General features: G+C 53.2%; 17 protein-coding genes and 13 pseudogenes. 13 read left to right on the top strand and 17 right to left on the bottom strand.

All coding sequences use genetic code 11. The features are described from left to right. Nucleotides 1-16 precede the first annotated feature (16 nt). The 3 pseudogenes from ACWWJF_RS03785 to ACWWJF_RS03775 form a co-directional block, all read left to right on the top strand. A pseudogene (locus ACWWJF_RS03785) lies at nucleotides 17-721 on the top strand (IS3 family transposase); the annotation flags it as partial. Between the two features lie 243 nt (nucleotides 722-964). After that, nucleotides 965-1,543: pseudogene (locus ACWWJF_RS03780) on the top strand (oxygen-binding di-iron domain-containing protein); the annotation flags it as partial. 121 nt (nucleotides 1,544-1,664) lie between these two features. Next, a pseudogene (locus ACWWJF_RS03775) lies at nucleotides 1,665-2,168 on the top strand (helix-turn-helix domain-containing protein); the annotation flags it as partial. Here the strand turns inward: ACWWJF_RS03775 and ACWWJF_RS03770 are convergent. After that, a pseudogene (locus ACWWJF_RS03770) lies at nucleotides 2,169-3,501 on the bottom strand (IS4 family transposase). A 126-nt stretch (nucleotides 3,502-3,627) separates the two neighbouring features. On the opposite strand from ACWWJF_RS03770, the pseudogene ACWWJF_RS03765 reads away from it, so the two are divergent. Next, nucleotides 3,628-4,179, top strand: a pseudogene (locus ACWWJF_RS03765) (integrase core domain-containing protein); the annotation flags it as partial. A gap of 115 nt (nucleotides 4,180-4,294) precedes the next feature. Here the strand turns inward: ACWWJF_RS03765 and ACWWJF_RS03760 are convergent. Then, nucleotides 4,295-4,525: pseudogene (locus tag ACWWJF_RS03760) on the bottom strand (integrase core domain-containing protein); the annotation flags it as partial. Nucleotides 4,526-4,533: 8 nt separating this feature from the next. Further along, nucleotides 4,534-5,702, bottom strand: a protein-coding gene (locus ACWWJF_RS03755) for an IS3 family transposase (RefSeq protein WP_455868720.1) whose coding sequence is annotated in 2 segments (ribosomal slippage) — nucleotides 4,534-5,447 and nucleotides 5,447-5,702 — 1,170 coding nt in all. Because the reading frame shifts where the segments join, the coding sequence is not laid out codon by codon here. A gap of 71 nt (nucleotides 5,703-5,773) precedes the next feature. On the opposite strand from ACWWJF_RS03755, the pseudogene ACWWJF_RS03750 reads away from it, so the two are divergent. Then, nucleotides 5,774-6,190, top strand: a pseudogene (locus tag ACWWJF_RS03750) (IS630 family transposase); the annotation flags it as partial. Here ACWWJF_RS03750 and ACWWJF_RS03745 read toward each other — a convergent pair. Next, nucleotides 6,187-7,394 (bottom strand): IS3 family transposase gene (locus ACWWJF_RS03745; RefSeq protein WP_455870914.1). Its coding sequence is split into 2 segments (ribosomal slippage): nucleotides 6,187-7,073 and nucleotides 7,073-7,394, totalling 1,209 coding nucleotides; the frame shifts between segments, so codons are not numbered across the junction. The pseudogene ACWWJF_RS03750 and the gene ACWWJF_RS03745 sit on opposite strands and share 4 nt — an antisense overlap. 137 nt (nucleotides 7,395-7,531) lie before the next feature. Here ACWWJF_RS03745 and ACWWJF_RS03740 point away from each other — a divergent pair. Then, nucleotides 7,532-8,375, top strand: a protein-coding gene (locus ACWWJF_RS03740; RefSeq protein ID WP_455868719.1) for an IS5 family transposase whose coding sequence is annotated in 2 segments (ribosomal slippage) — nucleotides 7,532-7,878 and nucleotides 7,877-8,375 — 846 coding nt in all. Because the reading frame shifts where the segments join, the coding sequence is not laid out codon by codon here. Here ACWWJF_RS03740 and ACWWJF_RS03735 read toward each other — a convergent pair. The 6 genes and pseudogenes from ACWWJF_RS03735 to kefG form a co-directional block, all read right to left on the bottom strand. Then, nucleotides 8,372-9,740 (bottom strand): annotated as a pseudogene (locus ACWWJF_RS03735) (MFS transporter). The gene ACWWJF_RS03740 and the pseudogene ACWWJF_RS03735 overlap by 4 nt on opposite strands. 390 nt (nucleotides 9,741-10,130) lie before the next feature. Next, nucleotides 10,131-10,319 carry a hypothetical protein gene (locus tag ACWWJF_RS03730; protein ID WP_455871270.1) on the bottom strand — a complete coding sequence of 63 codons (189 nt, stop codon included), beginning with the start codon at nucleotides 10,317-10,319 and terminating at the stop codon, nucleotides 10,131-10,133. Further along, nucleotides 10,228-10,806: pseudogene (gene slyD / locus ACWWJF_RS03725) on the bottom strand (peptidylprolyl isomerase). The gene ACWWJF_RS03730 and the pseudogene slyD overlap by 92 nt, the downstream one beginning before the upstream one ends. Before the next feature lie 91 nt (nucleotides 10,807-10,897). Further along, complete coding sequence (locus tag ACWWJF_RS03720; RefSeq protein WP_455868718.1) at nucleotides 10,898-11,095, bottom strand: YheV family putative zinc ribbon protein; 198 nt, start codon at nucleotides 11,093-11,095, stop codon at nucleotides 10,898-10,900. Nucleotides 11,096-11,109: 14 nt separating this feature from the next. Continuing rightward, complete coding sequence (gene kefB / locus ACWWJF_RS03715; protein ID WP_455868717.1) at nucleotides 11,110-12,924, bottom strand: glutathione-regulated potassium-efflux system protein KefB; 1,815 nt, start codon at nucleotides 12,922-12,924, stop codon at nucleotides 11,110-11,112. Beyond that, a complete protein-coding gene (kefG, locus tag ACWWJF_RS03710; RefSeq protein ID WP_455870913.1) occupies nucleotides 12,924-13,478 on the bottom strand; it encodes a glutathione-regulated potassium-efflux system ancillary protein KefG in 555 nt (184 codons plus the stop codon). Before kefG ends, kefB begins: the two co-directional genes overlap by 1 nt. A 133-nt stretch (nucleotides 13,479-13,611) precedes the next feature. Here kefG and ACWWJF_RS03705 point away from each other — a divergent pair. Beyond that, nucleotides 13,612-15,509 (top strand): annotated as a pseudogene (locus ACWWJF_RS03705) (ABC transporter ATP-binding protein). A gap of 150 nt (nucleotides 15,510-15,659) precedes the next feature. On the opposite strand, the gene ACWWJF_RS03700 reads toward ACWWJF_RS03705, so the two are convergent. Next, nucleotides 15,660-16,262: a LysE family translocator gene (locus ACWWJF_RS03700; protein ID WP_455868716.1), complete on the bottom strand. Its 603-nt coding sequence runs from the start codon at nucleotides 16,260-16,262 to the stop codon at nucleotides 15,660-15,662. A 162-nt stretch (nucleotides 16,263-16,424) separates the two neighbouring features. Between ACWWJF_RS03700 and ACWWJF_RS03695 the strand changes: the two are divergent. From ACWWJF_RS03695 to ACWWJF_RS03685, 3 genes and pseudogenes are all read left to right on the top strand, one after another. Continuing rightward, nucleotides 16,425-17,420: pseudogene (locus ACWWJF_RS03695) on the top strand (hydrolase). Further along, the gene (locus ACWWJF_RS03690; RefSeq protein WP_196908059.1) at nucleotides 17,417-17,644 is read left to right on the top strand and encodes a YheU family protein; all 228 of its coding nucleotides are present in this window, start codon (nucleotides 17,417-17,419) and stop codon (nucleotides 17,642-17,644) included. The pseudogene ACWWJF_RS03695 and the gene ACWWJF_RS03690 overlap by 4 nt, the downstream one beginning before the upstream one ends. 128 nt (nucleotides 17,645-17,772) lie before the next feature. Further along, entirely contained in the window at nucleotides 17,773-18,624 is an 852-nt protein-coding gene (locus ACWWJF_RS03685) for a phosphoribulokinase (protein WP_455870912.1), read from the top strand. Here ACWWJF_RS03685 and ACWWJF_RS03680 read toward each other — a convergent pair. Further along, nucleotides 18,575-18,979, bottom strand: coding sequence for an OsmC family protein (locus ACWWJF_RS03680; protein ID WP_455868715.1), 405 nt, complete (start codon nucleotides 18,977-18,979; stop codon nucleotides 18,575-18,577). The two genes, ACWWJF_RS03685 and ACWWJF_RS03680, sit on opposite strands and share 50 nt — an antisense overlap. Nucleotides 18,980-19,295: 316 nt before the next feature. Between ACWWJF_RS03680 and crp the strand changes: the two genes are divergently transcribed. Then, entirely contained in the window at nucleotides 19,296-19,928 is a 633-nt protein-coding gene (gene crp, locus ACWWJF_RS03675; protein ID WP_012764006.1) for a cAMP-activated global transcriptional regulator CRP, read from the top strand. Nucleotides 19,929-19,994: 66 nt separating this feature from the next. Here the strand turns inward: crp and argD are convergent, their stop codons facing one another. Continuing rightward, nucleotides 19,995-21,218 carry a bifunctional acetylornithine/succinyldiaminopimelate transaminase gene (gene argD / locus ACWWJF_RS03670; protein ID WP_455868714.1) on the bottom strand — a complete coding sequence of 408 codons (1,224 nt, stop codon included), beginning with the start codon at nucleotides 21,216-21,218 and terminating at the stop codon, nucleotides 19,995-19,997. A gap of 159 nt (nucleotides 21,219-21,377) precedes the next feature. Here argD and ACWWJF_RS03665 point away from each other — a divergent pair. Next, nucleotides 21,378-22,072, top strand: a protein-coding gene (locus ACWWJF_RS03665) for an IS1 family transposase (RefSeq protein ID WP_455868713.1) whose coding sequence is annotated in 2 segments (ribosomal slippage) — nucleotides 21,378-21,621 and nucleotides 21,621-22,072 — 696 coding nt in all. Because the reading frame shifts where the segments join, the coding sequence is not laid out codon by codon here. Between the two features lie 45 nt (nucleotides 22,073-22,117). On the opposite strand, the gene ACWWJF_RS03660 is transcribed toward ACWWJF_RS03665, so the two are convergent. The 3 genes and pseudogenes from ACWWJF_RS03660 to ACWWJF_RS03650 all read right to left on the bottom strand — a co-directional run bounded on the left by ACWWJF_RS03660 (nucleotide 22,118) and on the right by ACWWJF_RS03650 (nucleotide 24,168). Next, nucleotides 22,118-22,693 (bottom strand): aminodeoxychorismate synthase component II, encoded by a 576-nt coding sequence (locus tag ACWWJF_RS03660; RefSeq protein WP_455868712.1) that lies wholly within the window; start codon nucleotides 22,691-22,693, stop codon nucleotides 22,118-22,120. A gap of 162 nt (nucleotides 22,694-22,855) precedes the next feature. Then, a pseudogene (locus ACWWJF_RS03655) lies at nucleotides 22,856-23,299 on the bottom strand (lytic polysaccharide monooxygenase); the annotation flags it as partial. Nucleotides 23,300-23,323: 24 nt separating this feature from the next. After that, a protein-coding gene (locus ACWWJF_RS03650) for an IS5 family transposase (protein ID WP_455868711.1) occupies nucleotides 23,324-24,168 on the bottom strand; the annotation gives its coding sequence in 2 pieces (ribosomal slippage) (nucleotides 23,324-23,823 and nucleotides 23,823-24,168; 846 coding nt in all). Nucleotides 24,169-24,227: 59 nt separating this feature from the next. Here ACWWJF_RS03650 and ACWWJF_RS03645 point away from each other — a divergent pair. Further along, nucleotides 24,228-24,555, top strand: a pseudogene (locus ACWWJF_RS03645) (ABC transporter permease); the annotation flags it as partial. Here ACWWJF_RS03645 and ACWWJF_RS03640 read toward each other — a convergent pair. Further along, complete coding sequence (locus ACWWJF_RS03640; protein WP_455868710.1) at nucleotides 24,533-25,864, bottom strand: IS4 family transposase; 1,332 nt, start codon at nucleotides 25,862-25,864, stop codon at nucleotides 24,533-24,535. The pseudogene ACWWJF_RS03645 and the gene ACWWJF_RS03640 sit on opposite strands and share 23 nt — an antisense overlap. Nucleotides 25,865-25,888 lie beyond the last annotated feature (24 nt).

The following is a 25,888-nucleotide window of genomic DNA, read 5'->3' as shown; positions in this document are numbered from 1 at the left end:
TTCAACAAAGCCCCTCCGTATCATCAGCGACATGCCCAGTTACGGTTACCGCCGAGTGTGGGGTATCCTGGGTAAGCAACGTCGTGCAGAGGGACTTCCACCGGTGAACGCCAAACGGCTTTACAGGATAATGAGCGAGCATAACCTGCTGTTGTTGCATGATAAAACTGAACGTCCGAAGCGGGAGCATAAAGGCAAAATCGCGGTAGCAGAGAGCGATATGCGCTGGTGCTCAGATGGCTTCGAGTTCGGTTGTGACAACGGCGAGAAGCTGCGGGTGACGTTCGCACTGGACTGCTGCGACCGGGAGGCCATAGACTGGGCAGCGAGCACCAGGGGTTATGACAGTTCAACCGTGCAGGATGTGATGCTGAGGTCGGTGGAAAAACGCTTCGGTAGCGCGCTGCCGGATAAACCAGTGCAATGGCTGACGGATAATGGTTCAGCGTGCACAGCGCATGAAACGCGGAAGTTCGCCAGAGAACTGAATCTGGAGCCCTGCACAACAGCAGTGAGCCGTCCACAGAGTAACGGCATGGCAGAACGGTTCGTGAAGACGATGAAGGAAGATTACATCGCCTTCATGCCAAAACCCGATGTGCGAACAGCGCTGAAGAACCTTGCAGCGGCGTTCAATCATTACAATGAAAACCATCCGCACAGTGCGCTGGGATACAACTCCCCAAGAGAATATCGGCGCCAGCGGGCATCGTTAACTTAAGAGACAAAAGCTGTCCGGAGATGGTGGGTCAAGATCAGTTAACGGAAAAACTCATGGCCACCCCTTATAGTCAAATTGACAATTAAGAATGTCATAATGACCATAATAAGTATAGTCATTATGACATATTTATTTTTAAATAAAAACAGTAAATCATTTTAAAACAGTTATTTAAAAACATGGCGCGCCAATTGATATAGCCCAACTATCTTATTCGCATTACAGCATAAATTTGAGGTTGATATGGCTATTCATGTAAAAAACAACATCCACTGGGTTGGGCAACGAGACTGGGAAGTTCGCGATTTTCACGGCACCGAATACAAAACCTTGCGCGGCAGCAGCTATAACAGTTACTTGATTCGTGAAGGGAAAAATGTACTCATCGACACGGTGTATCACAAATTCAGCCGCGATTTTGTCCAGAACCTGCGCGCGGAAATCGATCTGGCGCAGATTGATTACACCATTATCAACCATGCGGAAGAGGACCATGCGGGCGCGTTAACCGAGCTGATGTCGCAGATTCCGAATACGCCTATCTACTGCACCGCTAATGCCATTGACTCCATCAACGGCCACCACCATCACCCGGAATGGCGCTTTCACGTGGTGAAAACCGGTGACACTCTGGATATTGGCAATGGTAAACAGTTGGTGTTTGTGGAAACGCCGATGCTGCATTGGCCGGATAGCATGATGACCTACATGACGGGGGATGCGGTACTGTTCAGTAACGACGCATTCGGTCAGCACTACTGCGATGAGCGTCTGTTCAATGACGAAGTTGAGCAGACTGAACTGTTTGAGCAGTGCCAACGCTAGGCTGTGTCCCTTAATCTGTATTAGTCGCGACTTGCTCTGACACTGGACCTTGAAAGGTTGAGAGTTACCGGTTTTGATATGGGTGTCGAATCCTTATACAAAACACGAGGTAACTCTCATGCTTCATACTAACAATCCCATCATCAAACACAAAGCCGGCCTGCTCAATCTCGCCGAAGAACTCGGTAACGTATCAAAAGCCTGTAAAATCATGGGGGTGTCACGCGACACGTTTTATCGCTATCAGGAACTGGCGGCAGAAGGCGGCATTGACGCACTGGTTAACCAAAACCGCCGGGTTCCCAACCTGAAAAACCGTGCTGATGAAGCCACTGAACGTGCGGTTGTTGATTACGCCATTGAGTTCCCGGCTCATGGCCAGCACCGGACCAGTAATGAGCTGCGTAAAAAAGGCGTCTTCATTTCTGGCAGCGGTGTGCGCTCCATCTGGCAACGACACGATCTGGAAAACTTTCGTAAGCGCCTGAAGGCACTTGAGGAAAAAGTTGCCAGAGAAGGCATCGTACTTACTGATGCTCAAATCGCTGCACTGGAGAAGAAGGCGCACGACGACGAAGCCTGTGGTGAAATAGAGACTGCTCACCCGGGTTATCTCACCTCGTTATACACATCTCTGTTCGTGCCTGAGCGCGCGTAGCGTTTCGGCGGCCGTCATGACTTTCTGCAAGCCTTTCCAGATAGTTTTTGCGCCTGGTTCACCGTCGCCTTTTCGAGCAAGAAAGCCTCCGAGTTGCGCAACTAAGCGCAATACTTCGTTTAGCTTAGGGCGGCCCTTGGGCATACGCTTGTTCATCAGTAGGTAAGCTCCATGAGTCTCGTCGGAATCAAAGAACAACATTGCGTCTAGCTCTGGACAGGTTCGTCCCATACGCATTAAATAGGCGATGCGCCATGCCACGATCATGAACAGCGCCAATGCCCGCTCAATGCGATCCACGGTCGATAACTGTAACGCTTCGACACAGCAGCCGTTCTTCAGCACATTGAAGAACATCTCGATTTCCCATCTAGCCCGATACCAGTCGATCAGCTCCACGATATCTTCTCGTCCTTCAGGTACGCGATTGCTCAGCAACCGCCACTCGACCGGCTTCACGCCTGCTGGCGGCTCAATTTCCTTGGCTATCACACAAGTCACTGCCAACCCGCAACGCAGCGACACTCGCTTCACGCGCAGCGCCTGTTTCACCGTACGCGCCTTCTGCCCCGCGCGAGCCGCCATAACGAATTGGATTTCTCCCACCGGCACGGTCTTTCCAACCTTCTGCCAAAGCTTCTCATTACAGTCCAGACTGCGATTATGAGTCGAGCGGATCAACCAGTCAGCCGGAGTGCCAAGGTCATCAGCGAGCTGCATCAACGCCTTGATATCCGCTTCGCGATCGGCTAAGTACACCAGACGTGTGTTTGGCAACTCCGAGGCGAGTTCAGCAACTCGCTCGTATCCCTCGAGCCAGCGCGTACTCTCCTTGATCCCATCGCGTTTTCCGTCTGCATCCTTCGGCTCTCTTGCCCCACATCCACGCATCCAGTACGCCCAACCCCACGCGATCCGGACTGACCGCGTAGGTCGGATGCAGATACAGACCACGCCTGGCTTCGTAGTTCAAGGGACCCAAGCCTTGGATTTGCTGCCCGTTGAAGTCAAGCTCGGTAGTGTCTTGGATACACAGCACAACCTCGTGTTCTCGGATCCTTTCCTGCGTACGCTGCCAGTGAGGTTGCAGAATGTCTCGCCATTCGAATGCTTGGTTCTCCATGAAGCGGTAAGCACCCAGCGTCTCAGACCATCCGAGGCACGCATGCGGAATGCTGGCTTGCGGATTCTCAGCCAGCCGTATCAAAAGCCCTTTGGCACGCTTATTGAGCCTCGTGTCACCAAGATTTACCCCTTCCAGTTCTTGGTGTGCCCAGCCATCTGAATCCCGTGTCATTTTTCAGCGCCGTAAATGGCGATAGTACACGTCGGTTTCACTTCATTTACAACCCCACTGGCTGCCTATTTCAGCCCGCTAACCCTTGGCATATAAGGCGTTGCGGACTTGTGTATAACGAGGTGGGGTTATCTGGGGTCGCAGGACACCTTCTACGTGGGTAATCTGAAAGGTGTTGGCCGTATCTACCAGCAGACGTTCGTGGATACGTACTCGAAAGTGGCGCACTGCAAGCTTTACACGAGTAAAGCACCGATCTCTGCCGCCGACCTGCTCAATGATCGCGTGCTGCCGTTCTACGAAGCTCAGGGGCTGCCAATGCTAAGAATACTGACGGACAGGGGGACGGAGTACTGCGGTAAAGTGGAACAACATGACTATCAGCTGTACTTGGCTATCAACGATATAGACCATACGAAAACGAAAGCGATGTCTCCGCAGACAAACGGTATCTGCGAGCGCTTCCATAAAACTATTTTGCAGGATTTTTATCAGGTTGCGTTCCGTAAGAAGTTATACGAAGACCTAGAAAGTCTACAAAAGGATCTGGACAACTGGTTGTGGCATTACAATAATGAGCGAACTCATCAGGGTAAAATGTGCTGCGGGCGTACGCCAATGGCCACGTTACTTGATGGTAAACGAGTCTGGGCAGAAAAAAATCTGAACCAGATTTAATCTGACAGACACCTGTATAAATAACCGGTAACTGTCAGATCAGGTCTGAGCTAATACACTTAATCCCATGAGTTATACTGATCTTGACCCACCATCTCCGGACAGCTTTTGTCTCTTAAGTTAACGATGCCCGCTGGCGCCGATATTCTCTTGGGGAGTTGTATCCCAGCGCACTGTGCGGATGGTTTTCATTGTAATGATTGAACGCCGCTGCAAGGTTCTTCAGCGCTGTTCGCACATCGGGTTTTGGCATGAAGGCGATGTAATCTTCCTTCATCGTCTTCACGAACCGTTCTGCCATGCCGTTACTCTGTGGACGGCTCACTGCTGTTGTGCAGGGCTCCAGTGTAGTGGTCAACTAATATTGGCCACCGCATTAGACTGTATGTAGAACAGTCGCTCAGATTCGTTTGGAGTTAAGCCGCCGTTATACCAGTGAGGCCGGATAGCGCTGTAATACCCCGTGATGTAGCGGATAATCGCGTCCTGGGCTTCGCTGAAGCTGTTGTAACCCTTTGTCGGCACCCATTCTGTCTTCAGGCTGCGGAAGAACCGCTCCATTGGCGCATTATCCCAGCAGTTACCCCGCCGACTCATACTCTGCTTTATCCGGCAGCGCCACAGGGCTTGCCGGTATTGACGGCCGGTATAGTGGCTGCCCTGGTCGCTGTGGAACATGACTCCTGTTGGTTGTCCCCGGAGTTCCCAGGCCATCTGCAACGCTTTAACTGTCAGCGCCGAGTCCGGCGACGTCGACATGGCCCAGCCCACCGGTTTGCGGGCGAACAGATCTAGCACCACCGCAAGGTAAGCCCAGCATTTGCCCGTCCAGATGTAGGTCACATCGCCGCACCAGACCTGATCCGGCGCGGTAACCGCGAACTGGCGGTTGAGATAGTTCGGTATTTCAACGTGTTCATTGCCGCCGCGTTTGTATTTGTGAGCCGGTCGCTGGCAGCTGGCGATACCCAGCTCCTTCATCAGCTTGCCAGCCAGCCAGCGCCCCATTTTGACACCGGAGCTGCCGGTGACGATGGTCGCGATACTTCGAGCGCCGGCAGAGCCGCCGCTGGCGTTCCAGGCTTCCATGACGCGGCTACACTTAACCACGCGCTCACCGTCGGGTTCATTAGCGGAAGCCTGCCAGTGCCTGTAGCTGCTGCGATGTACCTCAAAAGTTTGGCACAACGCCGTGACCGGGTATCGCGCCCTCAGCCTGTCGACTACCGTGAACCGTTGAGTGAGTCCGACATTAAGAGCGCCGTAGCCTTTTTTAGGATTTCGTTCTCCATTTCAAGGCATTGGACTTTTTTCTTCATCTCACGCAGCTCGAGCTGTTCAGGGGTAAGAGGAAGTCCCGTTGGCGTTTTTCCCTGTCGTTCAAGGCGAAGCTTATTGACCCAGCGACTAATGGCAGAATGGCTGACATTAACCGCCTCTGCGGCCTTAACGTATGTGTAGCCGTGGTCGACAACCAGCTTTGCGGCTTCGAGCTTAAATTCCGCCGTAAAATGTTTACCCATGAGGTCACCTGTCGTGTTGATGAGGTGAGCATATCACCTCCGCTCAGGTGGCCAGTATCAGTGTGCCACTACAGTACGACAGCATCAACAGTCTCAATATCGCCCGCTTTTTTATCGCCATCCGGGAAACTTACCCGATAAGACAGAAGGTGCATATCATACTCGACGGAGCGGGTTACCACCGGGCGGAGCTGGTGAAAAAGTGGGCATATGTGATGAATATCGACCTCCACTATCTGCCGCCTTACAGCCCGAATCTGAACCCGATAGAAAGACTGTGGAAAGTGATGAATGAAAAGGTGAGAAACAACCGCTACTTCGCTTCACCAAAGGCGTTTCGGCAGGAAATACACCACTTCTTCCGCAATATATTACCGGGACTGGCGGGGGGCTTGTCGCGCAGGATTAATGACAACTTCCAGACGCTGAAAAATGCAACTTCAAGTTTGATCTTGACCCACCATCTCCGGACAGCTTTTGTATCTTAAGTTAACGATGCCCGCTGGCGCCGATATTCTCTTGGGGAGTTGTATCCCAGCGCACTGTGCGGATGGTTTTCATTGTAATGATTGAACGCCGCTGCAAGATTCTTCAGCGCTGTTCGCACATCGGGTTTTGGCATGAAGGCGATGTAATCTTCCTTCATCGTCTTCACGAACCGTTCTGCCATGCCGTTACTCTGTGGACTGCTCACTGCTGTTGTGCAGGGCTCCAGATTCAGTTCTCTGGCGAACTTCCGCGTTTCATGCGCTGTGTACGCTGAACCATTATCCGTCAGCCATTGCACTGGTTTATCCGGCAGCGCGCTACCGAAGCGTTTTTCCACCGACCTCAGCATCACATCCTGCAGGGTTGAACTGTCATAACCCCTGGTGCTCGCTGCCCAGTCTATGGCCTCCCGGTCGCAGCAGTCCAGTGCGAACGTCACCCGCAGCTTCTCGCCGTTGTCACAACCGAACTCGAAGCCATCTGAGCACCAGCGCATATCGCTCTCTGCTACCGCGATTTTGCCTTTATGCTCCCGCTTCGGACGTTCAGTTTTATCATGCAACAACAGCAGGTTATGCTCGCTCATTATCCTGTAAAGCCGTTTGGCGTTCACCGGTGGAAGTCCCTCTGCACGACGTTGCTTACGCAGGATACCCCACACTCGGCGGTAACCGTAACTGGGCATGTCGCTGATGATACGGAGGATGTCCGATAATATCTCAGCATCAGCTTCGTCATTACGCCGGTTGCTGCGCCTGTCCAGCCAGTCGGCAGAACGGTTAACCCGCAGTGACAGCTGCGCACGCGACACGCTCATGGCGCGGCTGACCAGAGCTATTCCCCGTCCTTTGGCAACAAGGGCGCGTGCGCTATCCATTTTCGCGACTGGCGGTACTCCACTGCTTCTTTGAGGATCTCAACTTCCATCGTCTTCTTACCCAGAAGGCGCTGTAGCTCCCGGACCTGCTTGAGGGCAGTCGCCAGCGCCGAAGCTGGAACCACTTCTTCTGCGGCCGCAACGGCGGTGAGGCTTCCTTCCTGGTATTGCTTCTTCCACTTAAACAAAAGGCTGGGCTGGATGCCATGCAGGCGGGCTACATGGGAGACGTTCATCCCCGGCTCCATTGTCTGCTGAATGATGGCGATTTTCTCTTGCGGAGTTTTACGCTTACGGACTTCTTGCCCTAACAGGATCCCGGTCATTTCAAAATTAGCATGATTGTTAGACATATATCTAAGCCTATCTCTTATCTGGAGATACAGCTACTGTCTGGTGTTACAGGGGGCTACATCAATCCCATGAGTTATACTAACTGTTTGTTTCTACATCATTTTGAACTATGGCTCGCTACGACCTTCCCGATGAAGCATGGGCTATCATCCAGCCCTTACTCCCTGCTGAACCAGCAACACCACAGGCCGGACGCCCATGGGCTGAGCATCGCATGATTATCAATGGCATGTTCTGGGGGCTGTGCTCTGGTGCCCCATGGCGTGATTTACCTGAGCGATACGGCCCATGGAAAACCGTTTATAACCGCTTTAACCGATGGTCAAAATCAGGAGTCATTAACATTATTTTCAATAAGTTACTTTCATCACTTGATGCCCATGGCCTCGTGGACTGGTCAGCGACTGCGCTGGATGGTAGCAATATCAGGGCGCTGAAATGTGCTGCCGGTGCTCAAAAAACATCCCGATATCACCGGAGATAATGGGCTGGGTCGCTCTCGAGGTGGTTTTGGCACCAAAATCCATATGGCTACAGACGGAAGTGGTCTTCCGTTAAACATCGTGTTGAGCCCCGGTCAGGCTCATGAAAGTCAGTTTGCACTACGTCTTTTGGACGGTATTGGTGTTCAACGCCAGAACGGCAGTATGAAACGCCGTGGTCATGCGGTACTCGCTGACAAGGCGTACTCCGGGCATGTATTACGTAACGAGCGGAAAAACAGAGGTATAAAAACTGTCATCCCCCGAAAATCCACTGAAAAAATGGCGGTGGATGGTCGTTCAAAGCTCGATCGTGACGCCTACCGCAATCGGAACGTTGTTGAGCGGTGCTTTGGCCGTCTGAAAGAATACCGTCGCATTGCGACACGTTACGACAAAACGGCGAGGAATTATCTGGCAATGTTGAAACTGGGCTGCATCCGCCTGTTTTACCAGAGGTTATGTAATTAAGGGACACAGCCTAGCACTTGACCTTTGGTTTCAATGGCATAACTCATTGTCACTACCGCCCCTATCAGGGCAATCAGCGCAAAAGCGATAAACACGTAGCGAATACCAACGTTGCCGACAATAAACCCAACCAGGATCGGTCCCACAGCAGAACCGGCGCGCAGCCAGGCGCTGCCCAAACTGGTACCAATCGCACGCAACCGCGTTGGGTAAGGATCTGAAGAATAGAGGTAAAGCGAGAAAGTGATGGTTTGCAATATGGCATAAGCAGCAGTGGCACATACCACAATTTGCAACGGATTGGTTGCACCCAGTAACGTCAGGGTAACCAGTGGCATACCAGGCCTTGCGCCCAACCTTATCAATCGACAATGCACAAACGATCGAGGCTAACACTCCAAACGCCGAGGTCGTCCAACCGTAAGCCAGTGCCGTTTGAATCGGTAATCCGAATACACTTTTGTACAGCGTAGGCAGCCAGGTCACCAGACCGTTGTTAATCATATAGCCACACACCCACAGCGCCCAAATGGTGAAGGTCCGCTTGCGGTAGATGCCGGTAAACAGCTAACGCCACCCTTCACTGGTAACGGTTTTTTTCTCTATAGTACGAATAACCGGTTCAGGTAACGTTCCCCCGCGACGCAGCACCTCGTTTTCCAGTTTACTCACCACTTTATCAGCTTCGGCTAAACGGCCTTTCGAGGCTAACCAACGCGGCGATTCTGGCATTAGCCAACGCAGGGGAACCGTGATTATCGACGGAATAAGGCCGACGATGAACATGGCTTTCCAGCCATAAACAGGGACCAGAAAATACCCCGCAATTCCTTCAAACATCATACCGATAGGGAAAATCACCTCGTACAGCAGGAAGAAACGCCCACGCTTTTTGGCACCAACAAATTCATTGATATAGGAACTCGCCACGGGTACTTCCGCGCCAATCCCAACCCCTTGCAAAAAGCGAAAGACCATCATCGACAGTCCACTCCAGGCAAATAGACAGGCCGCATCCATGATCACAAACAGGATGATAGTGATCTTCAACACGCCCAATCGCCCAATTTTCTCGGCCAGAGAACCGAAGAAAACGGCACCAAACAGTTGCCCAACATAGCTGGCAGCAATAATCAGGCCGATATCTGCTGCGCTCAACCCCCATTCCGAGGCGAGCTGTGGCATGGCGAAGGCGATAGCCAGTACGGTATAAGCATCAAAAAAGGTAGAAAGACCGACCACCACGCGTATGGTCAGCAGTTGACGTGTGATCGGCATCCGTTCAAGACGGGCGACCAATTCGGCATTGGATGTCCCGCTTGCGGCGACAGTACTGGCGTTTGCATTGATCACACCGGCACTCATGTCATGCGTTGACATAGTTTGTTCTCCAAAAAGGATAGTGTGTTAGCCGCGATACGCTTGCACAGCGGCTCTGCATGCCATTAGCCGACGTGCGGCAGTTCAGCATCACGATGAAGGGGCGTGAAGGGTGTAGGGTTCAGGCCACGTAACTCGATATTCATGTTGATCATGGTAGAGGTTCTCTTTCCTGGATGTTCTAGGGTATATTTTATTAATATAACGTTCTCAGGAACGTTTGCATATTGTTCACCAAAGCACCGATAAGTGTCAATAAGTCCTCCGAGGCTTTTAACCGGTTATGTGATGAACATCCCTAGTTGGGCAGAAAAGCAGGAAAGCGTAATACGAAAATAACACGATGAAAGATGGCTAAAATCAACATGTTCAGTGCTAATGGCGCAGGTTGTAACACAAAAAAAACCCCGGCCGCGCCTGGCGCGCCGGGTTTGTAACGGTGAGGACACGCCTCACGAGCATACGCCGAAAATCAATGGCAACCGCAGCCGCCATGACCGCCGCAGCCGCCTTTACCGTGTTCGTGTTCGTGATCGTGACCATGACCACCACAACAACCTTCACCGTGCTAATGATGGTGATCGTGCTCGCCGTGTACGTGACCGTGTGCGATCTCTTCTTCCGTGGCTTCACAGATAGCAACCACTTCGACGTTGAACTTCAGGTTTTGACCTGCCAGCATGTGGTTACCGTCAACCACTACGTGGTCATCTTCCACTTCAGTGATTTCAACCGGTACCTGACCCTGATCGGTATCAGCCAGGAAACGCATGCCCACTTGCAGCTCATCAACGCCCATGAATACGTCTTTCGGTACGCGCTGCACCAGGTTTTCATCGTATTCGCCGTAGGCGTCGTTAGAGCCGACAGCAACGTCAAACTTGTCACCCACTTCGCGGCCTTCAAGCGCTTTTTCCAGGCCAGAAATCAGGGAACCGTGACCGTGCAGGTAGTCCAACGGCGCGCTCACCGGAGACTCATCAACCAATACACCATCTTCTTTACGTACCTGGTAGGCCAGGCTGACCACCAGATTTTTTGCAACTTTCATGACATCTCCTACCGTTGGAAATCAAAACTGGCGCAAATTGTAGCTGAAAAACCCCCCATGTACCGTCTGGGATAAAAAAATGACCCACCAATCAATCAGGATGAAAAATGCCGATGATATGCTCGCCCTGCCGCTCTGGCGCAGCAGGAGGCGGATCTGACTGGCACTGACGATAGCCGCACTTGACGCAGGTGACCACATCTACATGAGCTTCCTGCCCTACGGCCAGCGTATCCTGCGCCTGACATTGAGGACACACGGCACCCGCGATAAACCGTTTACGTTGCATCTTGCCTTCCCATGCTATTCGTACTCATCCCAGTCATCCAGACGACGGCGCTCGTGCTGCATTTCGCGTTGGAAAATGTCTTCCAGCTCCCGCCGCGCTTCCTTGACGCGCGAAACCTGCGCCACATCGGCATCCCCCTGACGTATCGGCATCAATTCACGCAGCATGCGCATATCCAAGCGCCGAAAATGCTGCTGTGCCCGATAAGCCTGATGAGGATGCATCCCCACCGACGTCAACGTTTTACGCCCCAGTTCCAGCGCACTCGAAAAGGTTTCACGCGCGAAATGTTTGACACCAGACTGCAATAATTCATGGGCTTCAACACGTCCGCGCGCCCGCGCCAGAATTTCCAGATTGGGAAAATGCTTTTGGCACAGGTGCACAATGGCCATAGTGTCTTCCGGCTCATTACAAGTGATCACAATCGCGCTCGCCTGTTCAGCGCCGGCCGCCCGCAGCAGTTCCAGTTCAGTGGCATCACCGTAGTACACTTTGTAACCATAGCTGCGCATCAGGCTGACGGCGCTGATATCACGTTCCAATACCGTGATGCGCATTTTGTTCGCCATCAGCAAACGCCCGATCACCTGCCCAAAACGCCCAAACCCGACAATGATCACCTGCGGCTCGTCATCTTGCACATAAGGCTTTTCGTCATGCTCCTCCGTAGCGTTATAACGATGCGCCAGAATGCGGTCTATACCCTGCATCAGCAGCGGCGTGGTCATCATGGAGAGGGTTACCGTAACCAGCAGCAACGGAAGCTGTTCCCCCTGTAACACCCTGTGCGCTGCTGCCGCAGAAAACAGCACAAACGCAAACTCCCCGCCCTGACTCAGCACCCCGGCGAACTGAAGCCGTTCAGAACGCCGCATCCGGTTCACACGAGCCAATACGTACAGCACGATGCCCTTCACCGTGACCAGAAGGAATACTCCCAACAACACTTCGTCGATGTGGGTAAACAACACCCCCAGATCGAGCGCCATGCCCATGGAGATAAAAAACAGTCCGAGCAGCAATCCCTTAAAAGGCTCGATGGAAATTTCCAGTTCGTGGCGATACTCACTTTCCGCCAGCAACACGCCTGCGATAAAGGTGCCCAACGCCATGGAGAAGCCCAGCGCATCCATAAAGACCGCAGAGCCAAGCACCAGCAACAGCGCCGCGGCGGTAAACACTTCACGCACGCCGGAGGCGGCTATAAACCGGAATAGCGGACGCACCAGATAGCGTCCACCGATCAACATGCCGATAAAGGCCGCGACCTTGATGGCAACGTCTTTCCAGTCGGTCACTTCGCCCTGCACACCGGCCAGCACCGGCACCAACGCCAGAGCGGGGATGACCGCCAAGTCCTGATACAGAAGCACTGCGAAACCCAACTGGCCGGATTCGCTGCGGTTCATTCCTTTCTCGCGCATCAATTGCAGCGCCATCGCGGTGGAAGACATTGCCAACCCAACGCCACCAATCAGCGCTGATTGCCAGGAAAAGCCGGTCAGGTAGAGTAAGCCGCCAAGGACCGCCGCGCTGAACCCAACCTGCGCGGCACCAATCCCGAAGATGGATCGCCGTAATGTCCATAACTTTTGCGGATTCAGCTCCAGCCCGATGATAAACATCAGGAACACCACGCCAAGCTCAGAGAAATGCAGGATAGCGTCAACGTCGCGGATAAAGCCCAGCCCCCAAGGACCAATGGCGATACCTGCAATCAAATACCCCAATACCGCACCAATGCCCAATCGGCTGGCGATAGGTACCATCAGTACAGCGACAAACAGAAACAGAATGCCCGCACTCAGCAGGGGGGAACTCTCCATCACTCACCCTCCATTTTGGGTAACGGGGAAGCCAGCCATTCGCTATACGCCTCGGCATAGCTTGCCAGTACATCGGCGGGCAACCTGCGCGCCCAATAGACCATCAGCGGCGGTAGCCAATGCATACGACACATGGCCGCCGTCATTTCAAACGGACGCAGCACCTCTTCCATACTGAAGCGGTTATTACCTTCCAGGTGGTAGCTCTCTTCCGGCTCACCCGTGGTGATTACCGAACGCCAATATTTGCCCGCCAATGCATTACCGCCGATACCATTGGCAAACCCGCGCGACAGCACGCGGTCAAACCACTCCTTTAGCAGCGCCGGGCAACTGTAGGTATAGAGTGGATGCTGAAACACAATCACCTGATGTTCGCGTAGCAGCTGTTGCTCGTAGTGAATATCAACAAAAAAGTCCGGATAGTGAGCGTACAGATCGTGTACGGTAACATGGGCTAACTGATGCACCGGTTGTAGCAAAACCCGGTTGGCTATCGAGTCTTGCGATTCCGGATGGGCATACAGCAGCAAAATCTTCGGTGGCTGCGACATCATTCCCCTCCAAAGCGTCGTCATGAGCGCGGTTTTCCGCTACCATGCTGCGCGATAACGATACGACAAACAGGACGTTCGCGGTCCCAAGATAACCGTGATAATTTAACATACTCTGAACATGTGACGCTTTATGATTGTTTTCTCCGCTTTGCAAATTCGGCGCGGCGTGCGTGTCTTGCTTGATAACGCCACCGCCACCATCAATCCAGGCCAGAAGGTTGGATTGGTCGGTAAAAACGGCTGCGGCAAGTCCACGCTACTTTCGTTGCTAAAAGGCGAGATCGGTGCCGATGGCGGCAGCGCCACGTTTCCGAGTAACTGGGCACTGACCTGGGTCAATCAGGAAACGCCCGCGCTGGATGTGCATGCCATTGACTATGTTATTGACGGCGATCGTGAATTTCGCCAGTTAGAAGCTGAACTTCAACACGCCAACGACATTAACGATGGTAACGCCATCGCCCGTGTACACGGCAAACTGGATGCGATTCAAGCCTGGAGTATTCCGGCACGCGCCGCCAGCCTGCTCGATGGCCTTGGCTTTACCCAGGCCCAATTGCAGCAGCCGGTACGTGATTTTTCAGGCGGATGGCGTATGCGCCTTAATCTGGCCCAGGCGCTGATTTGCCGCTCCGACCTGCTGCTGCTCGACGAACCGACCAACCACCTCGATCTGGACGCGGTGATCTGGCTGGAGAAATGGCTGAAAAGCTATCCGGGAACACTGGTGCTGATCTCCCACGATCGCGACTTCCTCGATCCTATCGTCAACAAGATCCTGCACATCGAGCAGGAGACGCTGTTCGAATACACCGGGAACTACTCCTCGTTCGAACGCCAGCGCGCTACGCGTTTAGCGCAGCAGCAGGCGTTGTATGAGCATCAGCAAGAGCGCGTGGCGCACTTGCAACACTATATCGATCGCTTCCGCGCACAAGCTACCAAAGCCAAGCAGGCGCAAAGCCGGATTAAAATGCTGGAGCGCATGGAGCTTATTGCCCCGGCACACGTCGATAACCCGTTCCGTTTCAGTTTCCGTGCGCCAAAGTGGCTGCCGAACCCGTTGCTACGCATGGAGAAGGTGAGCGCAGGCTACGGTGACAAACTGATTCTGGAATCCATCAAGCTCAATCTGGTGCCGGGTTCACGCATTGGCCTGCTGGGGCACAATGGTGCCGGTAAATCGACACTGATCAAGTTGCTAGCGGGCGAACTGGCCCCGTTGCACGGCGAAATCGGGCTGGCGAAGGGCGTTAAGCTCGGCTATTTCGCCCAGCATCAGCTTGAGTTTCTGCGTGCGGATGAATCCCCGCTGCAACATCTGGTCCGTTTGGCGGAGCGGGAAACCGAGCAGCAACTGCGCGATTATCTCGGCGGATTCGGTTTTCAGGGCGACAAAGTGACGGAAGTGACCGAGCGTTTCTCAGGCGGTGAAAAAGCCCGTTTGGTGCTGGCATTGATCGTGTGGCAGCGCCCTAACCTGCTGTTGCTCGATGAACCGACCAACCATCTCGATCTGGACATGCGTCAGGCACTGACAGAAGCGTTGATCGATTTCGAAGGCGCGCTAGTGGTGGTCTCCCACGATCGACATCTGATCCGATCCACCACAGACGATCTCTATCTGGTACACGATCGCAAAGTGGAGCCGTTTGATGGCGACCTGGAGGATTACCAGCAATGGCTAACGGACGTACAGCGCCAAAACAGCGCCGCTGAATCCGTCGAGAAACCCGCCTCAACCAACAACGCACAGGCACGCAAAGATCAAAAGCGGAGCTGCGCACCCAAACCCAACCGTTGCGTAAAAAGATTACTCAGTATGAGCAGCAGATGGAGAAACTCTCCGATGCGTTGGCAAAAGTCGAAGCGCGTTTATCGGACAGCGAACTGTACGACCAAAGTCGCAAAGCCGAACTGACGGAATGCCTGCAGCAGCAGGCCAAACTCAAAAGCGAACAGGAAGAGGCAGAGATGGCCTGGCTGGACGCGCAAGAGCAGCTAGAACAGATGCTGAATGAGGGGTAGTACAGCACTGGGCATGAGCAGTTACTTACGTCCCGCCAGTCATTCCCACTACCTCCGTCATTCCCGCGGAGGCGGGAATCTCTCGCAGAAGATACGCGTTTATTCTCACTGAGATCCTCGGCTTACGCCGAGGATGACGGGCTGGCTCCGCTAGTGCCAGATCAGCAGTACACAGGCCGTGGTAAGCACGCCCATCGAGACGTTAAAAATCACCCATGCTTTGCGGCTACGCAATAAACGGCCAATCGCCGTGCCGAAACCCAGCCAGATAACGCCTGAAACCAGATTAACCAACACAATGCCAAAACTTATCAGCAGCACCGAATGGTTATAGCCGCTGCCCGCCAGACTGAAACTTGCGACCGAACCCAGCGCCATTAGCCAGGCTTTGGGATTTAGAAATTGAAGCAGCCAGCCTTGATACAGTCGCAGCGGCTGCGGCTGCGGTGCACTGGCCTCCAGCCGCTCGTAGGCCGCCGTGGCAATTTTCCACGCCAGCCACAGCAGGTAGAGACTGCCGAGTACTTTAAGTATCAGGTGCAACGAGGGATAGAGCAGGATCATGCCGCCCACGCCAAATGCCACCAGCAGTAAAATGCTCTGCATGCCGAGCATGATACCCACCATCAGCCACAGCGATCGCATAAAGCCGAAGTTGGCACCGGAGGTCGTCAGCAGCATGTTATTCGGGCCAGGCGTGATCGCCGCCACCCAGAGAAAAGCCAACATCGATAAAAATAAGCCCTGTTCCACGTTTTGACTTCCCCTTGTCCCCACCGTTACGGTATGATTTATTGACCTGACTGAACGTTAGCCTGCCTGTTACACTGCAATGCTCGCTGAGCGGCGCAAGCAGGTTAGCGCAGTGTTATGAATATCGCACAATTATTTCCCGAGGTCGTTTCGATTCCCATGTTGTCCTCAACATTTCGCCCGTTACGCGGGGCTGATAACCCGCATATACAAACGCTGTTGCCGCGCTTTATTCGCCGCCGTGCCCGTTTGCAGCCGGTGTGGCAACAACTCGATCTGCCTGACGGCGATTTTGTCGATCTGGCCTGGAGCGAAGCGCCGCAAAGCGCGCGCTATAAACCTCGCGTGGTGCTATTCCACGGTCTGGAAGGCAGCTTTCACAGCCCCTATGCGCACGGTTTGTTACAAGCGTGCCGTGAGCAAGGCGGCTGGCGGTGATTATGCATTTTCGCGGCTGTAGCGGCCGTCCCAACAGTCTGAATCGTATCTACCATTCTGGTGAAACCGATGATGGCAGCTATCTGCTGCGCTGGATGCGGGATACGCTAGGCGAAGCACCGACTGCTGCCATCGGCATTTCTCTGGGCGGCAATATGCTGGCTTGCCTGCTGGCTAAACGGGAAGAAGCCCGGTTGCTATCAGCTGCGGCGATAGTCTCCGCGCCGTTTCATCTCGACGCCTGTAGCCGCAGGATAGAAAAGGGATTTTCCCGTATTTATCAGCGCTATCTGGTCGGACAGCTAAAGCAGAATGCCCGGCGTAAGCTGGCATGCTATCCGGGTTCGTTACCGATTATCCCGGCACAGTTGCAACGTATAAAGGCATTGCGTGAGTTTGATGATGCGATCACCGCCCGTATTCATGGTTTTCAGGATGCTGCCGACTACTACCAGTCAGTGCAGTGCACTGACGTTGCTGCCCACCATTCGCACGCCGACGCTGATCATCCATGCGCAGGACGATCCTTTTATGACACCCGAGGTGATCCCGAACATCAGCCACCTGCCCGACACCATCGAATACCAACTGACAGCGCACGGCGGGCACGTCGGGTTTGTCGGTGGTACATTACTGAAACCGGAAATGTGGCTGGAACAACGCATTCCGGCCTGGTTCACGCGCTTTCTATCGGCGGACACCGCGGAGGCAACAGCATGATGATTCCCTGGCAGCAGCTTGATAGCGATACGCTGCAAAATATTATTGAATCCTTTGTATTACGTGAAGGCACAGATTACGGCGAGCAGGAGCGTTCACTGGAGGAAAAAGTCAGGGATATTCGTCGCCAGCTTGCCTCGGGCGACGTGGTGCTGGTGTGGTCAGAGCTGCATGAAACGCTGAATATCATGCCGCGCACCCAGCTAAACGAAAATACGCCGTAACGTGATAAATCGTCGTTTCCTGACGCGCGGGGGGTCGTCTTGCGTCACCGGGTCTGTTATACAGTGAGAGCCATGTTAGTCAAACGCCTAATCCGACGGAGTGCAACCGCATGTCGCAATGACACCCGATCATTGCCGTTACCGGCTCCAGTGGAGCAGGCCCCACCACGACCAGCCTCGCGTTCAGGAAGATCTTCCAGCAGTTGCAGATAAAAGCCGCTTCACTGGAAGGCGATAGCTTTCACCGTTATACCCGGCCAGAAATGGACATGGCGATTCGCAAAGCGAAAGATTTGGGCCGCCATATCAGCTATTTCGGCCCAGAGGCCAATGATTTCAGCCTGCTTGAACAGGCGTTTATTGAATATGGCCGCAACGGTACAGGAAAAACACGCAAATACCTGCACACTTACGATGAGGCGATCCCCTACAATCAAGTGCCCGGTACCTTTACTCCGTGGGAGCCGATGCAGCATCCTACCGATATGCTGTTTTATGAGGGTCTGCACGGCGCGGTGGTCACCGACCAGTACGATGTTGCCCAGCACGTTGACCTACTGGTCGGCGTGGTCCCCATCGTAAATCTGGAATGGATTCAAAAGCTGGTTCGCGAGATCAACGAACGCGGTCACTCACGTGAAGCAGTGATGGATTCGGTGGTGCGTTCCATGGAGGATTACATCACCTATATCACGCCGCAGTTTTCTCGCACCCATATCAACTTCCAGCGCGTACCGACTATCGATACCTCAAACCCCTTTGCAGCCAAGGCGATCCCTTCGCTGGACGAGAGCTTTGTGGTGATCCATTTCCAGGGCGTCGAGCATATTGACTATCCCTACCTACTGGCCATGCTGCAAGGCTCGTTTATTTCACACATCAATACGCTGGTGGTGCCGGGGGGGAAAATGGGACTCGCCATGGAACTGATCATGGCACCGTTGGTAAAACAGCTGGCAGAAGGGCGTAGCGTGGGCTGAGATAAAACACACAGCCCGCCAGAAAACTATGCGACAGCGATACCGCCCGTTCAACCACTTTATCCGTCAACCCCACGCCCGTGACGACAAAATGCAGGTTGATATGGGTAAACAGACGCGGCGCTTCTTCACGACGCGTGGAGGATAATTTGACTTCACACCCGGTAATCGTATTGCGACCCTTTTGCAAAATGGACACCACATCAATGGCGCTACAACCTCCTGCCGCCATCAACACCATCTCCATCGGACTGGGAGCTTTATCACCAGCATTGCCATCCATTAGGATCTGATGCCCGGATGACGACTCACCGAGAAAGGTCAGATCTTCGACCCATTTTACGCGCGCTTGCATCCACAACTCCTCAAATTTATTTGAAAATTACTCACTGTTATATATAAAAACCGCCGATAACAAGAGCTTAATCATGCTGAAGCGAGACAACACGAGACAGGCTCGTCAAGCTGTGTTACAAACAGGAATAGAATCCGTTCCTTCAGTTTTATACTGACGGTAAGAACGGGTCGTGACGTCGCCATACAGAGGCCAGTATATTCCCTGACGTCAGTCCGCCAACACGGAATTTTTACTACTAGCACGTTAATACGCCGTACAGGGAACTCTGAACCCTGTAATTTGCGCAGTGAATTACAACAGAGGATAACAGCGAATGGTTCTCGGCAAACCGCAGACAGACCCGACTCTTGAATGGTTCCTTTCTCATTGTCATATTCACAAGTATCCATCGAAGAGCACGCTGATTCACCAAGGTGAAAAGGCAGAAACGCTTTACTACATCGTGAAAGGCTCAGTGGCTGTGCTGATCAAGGATGAAGAAGGCAAGGAAATGATCCTCTCCTACCTCAACCAGGGGGATTTTATTGGGGAACTAGGCCTGTTCGAAGAGGGCCAGGAACGCAGTGCATGGGTGCGGGCAAAAACTGCCTGTGAAGTCGCTGAAATCTCCTATAAAAAATTCCGTCAGTTGATCCAGGTCAACCCGGATATTCTGATGCGTCTTTCCTCACAGATGGCGCGTCGCCTCCAGGTGACGTCTCAGAAAGTGGGCAACCTGGCCTTCCTGGATGTCACGGGCCGCATTGCGCAGACGCTGTTGAACCTGGCGAAGCAACCCGATGCCATGACGCACCCGGATGGGATGCAAATCAAGATCACGCGTCAGGAAATTGGTCAGATTGTTGGCTGTTCTCGCGAAACGGTAGGCCGTATTCTGAAAATGCTGGAAGATCAGAATCTGATCTCGGCACACGGCAAAACCATCGTGGTGTACGGCACACGCTGATATCACCAGCGCCGTTTAGACAAAAGCACGTTGCGCACCGCGCAGCGTGCTTTTTGACTCGGCGAGCTACGCCGCTTTTACTACCGCTTCCACTGCCCGCGCGAACCGCGCCATGCCCTGATCGATATCTTCCAGATCAATCACCAGCGACGGCACAAAACGCATCACGTTAGGTCCCGCGACCAGCACCATCACGCCTTGCTCTGCAGCAGCGGCAAGGAATTTGCCCGCCTGACCGTGCCATTTTGGCTTCAGTTCTGCGCCAATCAGCAGGCCCATACCGCGAATCTGCTCAAAAATACCGTGCTCTTCATTAATTGCCTGAAGAATCGAAACGAAACGCTCGTGGCGCGCTTGTACACCGGAAAGCACCAGCGGGGTGTTGATGGTGTCCAATGCTGCTTCAGCCACCGCACAAGCCAGCGGGTTACCGCCGTAAGTGGTGCCGTGTACGCCGACGGTCATCACAGAGGCGACTTCTTCAGTGGTCAGCATGGCGCTGATGGGAAAACCGCCGCCCAACGCTTTCGCCGTAGTGAGAATATCCGGCGTCACGCAATAGTGCATGTAGGTAAACAACTTGCCAGAACGCCCCATGCCGCTTTGCACTTCATCAAACACCAGCAGAGCGTGATGCTGATCGCACAGTTCACGCACGCCTTTGAGGAATTCCGGCGTGGCCGGTGTAATGCCACCCTCGCCCTGAATCGGCTCCAGCACCACGGCGCAGGTGTGGTCATCCATCACCGCTTTTACTGCGGCCAGATCGTTGAACGGCACGTGTACGATATCGGCCGGTTTTGGTCCGAAGCCATCGGCGTATTTCGCCTGCCCACCTACAGAAACGGTGAACAAAGTACGGCCGTGAAACGCATTGTAGAACGCAATGATTTTGGTTTTATACGGGCTGTGGCGTTTAATCGCATAGTGACGAGCCAGCTTGAAAGCCGCTTCGTTGGCTTCCGCACCAGAGTTAACAAAGAACACGCGCTCGGCAAAGGTGGCGTCGATCAGTTTGCTGGCCAGACGCAACGCTGGCTCATTGGTGAAGATATTGCTGGTGTGCCACAGCGTTTCACCCTGCTGCTTTAACGCCGCCACCAACGCCGGATGGCAATGACCCAATGCCGTTACCGCAATCCCACCGGCAAAGTCGATATACTCTCGCCCCTGCTGATCCCATACGCGGCTACCTTTGCCTTTAACCGGCACAAATTGCGCCGGTGCGTATACGGGTAGAATCACTTTGTCATGCGTCGCCCGAGTTACCGCCTTTGAATCTGTTGTCATTTGCTTTCGTCCACACCGCTTAAAGTGAAAATATAATCATAAAATATGCATAAAAAATCAATACGCAAGGTTATAAAATAGCGCGTTATGACAGTCCGTTTGGTAATGCCTTCAAATAGTTGGCTTTTGTGATATTCTGCCGCTATTTGAGGTTTCCACGTGGTTACTGTTTTTGTTCATTGCCCTCGCTGCCATTCAGATAAAGTTTATCGACATGGCCTTAGTCCAACTAAGCGCGAACGCTTCCGGTGTCAGTGCTGTCGCCGTGTATTCCAGCTTACCTACCGCTATGAAGCGCGAAAGCCGGGAGTCAAAGAGCAGATCGTTGATATGGCCTTCAACGGTGCCGGTGTTCGCGATACCGCCAGAACGTTGAAAATCGGCATCAATACGGTCATCCGGGCTTTAAAAAGCTCTCGCCCCGCAGGATAACGTCTTCTCCCGTTGCTCACGCCGACGTCGCCCTTATCTGTGAACTTGATGAGCAATGGAGCTTCGTTGGCAGTCAGGCGCTACAGCACTGGCTCTGGTACGCTTACAATACCAAAACGGGCGGTGTTCTGGCCTACACTTTTGGCCCCCGAACCGATGAGACCTGCCGTGAATTGCTGGCTCTGTTGACACCGTTCAACATCGGCATAATTACCAGTGACAACTGGGGCAGCTATGCAAGAGAGGTTCCGAAGCAGAAACATCTGACTGGCAAGATCTTCACGCAACGCATAGAGCGCAATAACCTGACGCTCCGTACACGCATTAAACGACTGGCGCGTAAAACGATTTGCTTCTCGCGCTCCGTCGAGATCCACGAAAAAGTCATCGGAGCCTTCATCGAAAAACACATGTTCTACTAATTGGAGTCATTACCGTCCGTTTTATCGCAACCGATGCTGATAACCTCAGGTATTAAGGAAGTTCTGCAACAATTGATGCCCTTGCTCACTCAGAATACTCTCAGGGTGAAACTGCACCCCTTCTAACGGCAAGGTACGGTGGCGCATTCCCATGATTTCATCACGCTCACCTTCACGCTCTGTCCAGGCCGTGACGTCAAATTCGACGGGCAAAGAAGCGGGATCGATCACCAAAGAGTGGTAGCGCGTCACCGTTAATGGCAGCGCCAACCCGCTAAAAACGCCGCTCCCGGTGTGCTGTATTACGGAGGTTTTTCCATGCATCACCTGGCGCGCCCGCACCACACGCGCACCAAATGCCTGCCCCATCGCCTGATGGCCGAGACACACGCCCAGAATGGGCAGTTTGCCTGCAAAATGGCGAATCGCTGCCAGAGAAATACCCGCGTCATCCGGTGTGCAAGGACCGGGGGAGATCACCAGATGCGTAGGGGCCAGCGCTTCAATGTCCGCCAACGTCAGGGCGTCGTTGCGTTTAACCAACACCTCTGCGCCCAGTTCACAAAAGTACTGGTAGAGGTTGTAGGTGAAGGAGTCGTAGTTATCGATGAGTAGTAGCATGGGGCAAGTTTACGCGAAAAAGAGATGCTGTAGGCTACTGTGCTTGTAGGTGCTTAGGCAATGAATAACTTTTTATTATTATTTTTCAATACATTATGTAATTAACAAAAAAACCGGACACCTCAGTGCCCGGTTTGCAAGTGTAGTGTGAAATGCGATGATCTAAACCATCGGCCTGACATAAACCCAAAGGGTAAAGGCAACTCCTGGTGCCCAGCCGCTATTGGATGTATGAGCGCTCCGGCAGCGATAAATCCCCCCGTTGTGCGAAACATAAACGCCCACAGGATAAAACACGCTATTCGGAGACCACGGCGCCGGATTTTCCGTCTCGCCGCCGCCGCCACCGACGAAGTTAACGTCGAAGGCAGAATAAAAACCAGCCCCCGTGTCTGACACCATCCATACCGAGAGAATAATATGATGGCCCGTTCTATCTGTCGGCAATTTGATGGTTTGCATCGGCATGGTATTCAGAGGCGGAGTCCGATTTATAACGCTGGCAAAAGGTGCATCTTCAAAATCTGCGCGTGTCGCTCTCCGCGTGGGATCCCAGCCATTTCGGGTAATGAAATAGCGATAACCACGGGTGGCATGCACAACCGTATGATTCCAACTAGGCTGTGTCCCTTAATTACATAACCTCTGGTAAAACAGGCGGATGCAGCCCAGTTTCAACATTGCCAGATAATTCCTCGCCGTTTTGTCGTAACGTGTCGCAATGCGACGGTATTCTTTCAGACGGCCAAAGCACCGCTCAACAACGTTCCGATTGCGGTAGGCGTCACGATCGAGCTTTGAACGACCATCCACCGCCATTTTTTCAGTGGATTTTCGGGGGATGACAGTTTTTATACCTCTGTTTTTCCGCTCGTTACGTAATACATGCCCGGAGTACGCCTTGTCAGCGAGTACCGCATGACCACGGCGTTTCATACTGCCGTTCTGGCGTTGAACACCAATACCGTCCAAAAGACGTAGTGCAAACTGACTTTCATGAGCCTGACCGGGGCTCAACACGATGTTTAACGGAAGACCACTTCCGTCTGTAGCCATATGGATTTTGGTGCCAAAACCACCTCGAGAGCGACCCAGCCCATTATCTCCGGTGATATCGGGATGTTTTTTTGAGCACCGGCAGCACATTTCAGCGCCCTGATATTGCTACCATCCAGCGCAGTCGCTGACCAGTCCACGAGGCCATGGGCATCAAGTGATGAAAGTAACTTATTAAAAATAATGTTAATGACTCCCGATTTTGACCATCGGTTAAAGCGGTTATAAACGGTTTTCCATGGGCCGTATCGCTCAGGTAAATCACGCCATGGGGCACCAGAGCACAGCCCCCAGAACATGCCATTGATAATCATGCGATGCTCAGCCCATGGGCGTCCGGCCTGTGGTGTTGCTGGTTCAGCAGGGAGTAAGGGCTGGATGATAGCCCATGCTTCATCGGGAAGGTCGTAGCGAGCCATAGTTCAAAATGATCTAGAAACAAACAGTTAGTATAACTCATGGGATTAAGGGACACAGCCTAGTACAAGACCTGGCAAATGCCCTGCAAGCGCCGGGGGCCACCCATTGGTTTGGTACCGATGAGTTTGGGCGCGATGTGTATAGCCGTCTGGTGTATGGCTCACGCATCACGCTGTACATTGTGGCGCTGGTGTCGGTAACCGTTGGTCCGATCGGCTTGATGCTCGGCGTGGTGGCGGGCTACTACGGTGGCATCGTCGATACCATCCTGATGCGCATCACCGATATCTTTATCTCCTTCCCCAGTCTGGTGCTGGCACTGGCGTTTGTAGCCGCCTTGGGGCCGGGGTTAGAGCCACCTCGTTATACACATCTCTGTTCGTGCCTGAGCGCGCGTAGCGTTTCGGCGGCCGTCATGACTTTCTGCAAGCCTTTCCAGATAGTTTTTGCGCCTGGTTCACCGTCGCCTTTTCGAGCAAGAAAGCCTCCGAGTTGCGCAACTAAGCGCAATACTTCGTTTAGCTTAGGGCGGCCCTTGGGCATACGCTTGTTCATCAGTAGGTAAGCTCCATGAGTCTCGTCGGAATCAAAGAACAACATTGCGTCCAGCTCTGGACAGGTTCGTCCCATACGCATTAAATAGGCGATGCGCCATGCCACGATCATGAACAGCGCCAATGCCCGCTCAATGCGATCCACGGTCGATAACTGTAACGCTTCGACACAGCAGCCGTTCTTCAGCACATTGAAGAACATCTCGATTTCCCATCTAGCCCGATACCAGTCGATCAACTCCACGATATCTTCTCGTCCTTCAGGTACGCGATTGCTCAGCAACCGCCACTCGACCGGCTTCACGCCTGCTGGCGGCTCAATTTCCTTGGCTATCACACAAGTCACTGCCAACCCGCAACGCAGCGACACTCGCTTCACGCGCAGCGCCTGTTTCACCGTACGCGCCTTCTGCCCCGCGCGAGCCGCCATAACGAATTGGATTTCTCCCACCGGCACGGTCTTTCCAACCTTCTGCCAAAGCTTCTCATTACAGTCCAGACTGCGATTATGAGTCGAGCGGATCAACCAGTCAGCCGGAGTGCCAAGGTCATCAGCGAGCTGCATCAACGCCTTGATATCCGCTTCGCGATCGGCTAAGTACACCAGACGTGTGTTTGGCAACTCCGAGGCGAGTTCAGCAACTCGCTCGTATCCCTCGAGCCAGCGCGTACTCTCCTTGATCCCATCGCGTTTTCCGTCTGCATCCTTCGGCTCTCTTGCCCACATCCACGCATCCAGTACGCCCAACCCCACGCGATCCGGACTGACCGCGTAGGTCGGATGCAGGTACAGACCACGCCTGGCTTCGTAGTTCAAGGGACTCAAGCCTTGGATTTGCTGCCCGTTGAAGTCAAGCTTGGTAGTGTCTTGGATACACAGCACAACCTCGTGTTCTCGGATCCTTTCCTGCGTACGCTGCCAGTGAGGTTGCAGAATGTCTCGCCATTCGAATGCTTGGTTCTCCATGAAGCGGTAAGCACCCAGCGTCTCAGACCATCCGAGGCACGCATGCGTAATGCTGGCTTGCGGATTCTCAGCCAGCCGTATCAAAAGCCCTTTGGCGCGCTTATTGAGCCTCGTGTCACCAAGATTTACCCCTTCCAGTTCTTGGTGTGCCCAGCCATCTGAATCCCGTGTCATTTTTCAGCGCCGTAAATGGCGATA

Source organism: Symbiopectobacterium sp. Eva_TO (genome assembly GCF_053848865.1).
Note: the sequence above shows the minus strand (reverse complement) of the source record. Positions and strands in the feature narration are given on the sequence as shown.

Bases quoted from the DNA above. Each gene is read 5' to 3' on its own strand.
- ACWWJF_RS03660 (WP_455868712.1), bottom strand. From the start codon at position 22,693: ATGCTACTACTCATCGATAACTACGACTCCTTCACCTACAACCTCTAC.
- crp (WP_012764006.1), top strand. From the start codon at position 19,296: ATGGTTCTCGGCAAACCGCAGACAGACCCGACTCTTGAATGGTTCCTT.
- argD (WP_455868714.1), bottom strand. From the start codon at position 21,218: ATGACAACAGATTCAAAGGCGGTAACTCGGGCGACGCATGACAAAGTG.
- kefG (WP_455870913.1), bottom strand. From the start codon at position 13,478: ATGTCGCAGCCACCGAAGATTTTGCTGCTGTATGCCCATCCGGAATCG.
- ACWWJF_RS03720 (WP_455868718.1), bottom strand. From the start codon at position 11,095: ATGCAACGTAAACGGTTTATCGCGGGTGCCGTGTGTCCTCAATGTCAG.
- ACWWJF_RS03640 (WP_455868710.1), bottom strand. From the start codon at position 25,864: ATGACACGGGATTCAGATGGCTGGGCACACCAAGAACTGGAAGGGGTA.
- ACWWJF_RS03690 (WP_196908059.1), top strand. From the start codon at position 17,417: ATGATGATTCCCTGGCAGCAGCTTGATAGCGATACGCTGCAAAATATT.
- ACWWJF_RS03680 (WP_455868715.1), bottom strand. From the start codon at position 18,979: ATGCAAGCGCGCGTAAAATGGGTCGAAGATCTGACCTTTCTCGGTGAG.
- kefB (WP_455868717.1), bottom strand. From the start codon at position 12,924: ATGGAGAGTTCCCCCCTGCTGAGTGCGGGCATTCTGTTTCTGTTTGTC.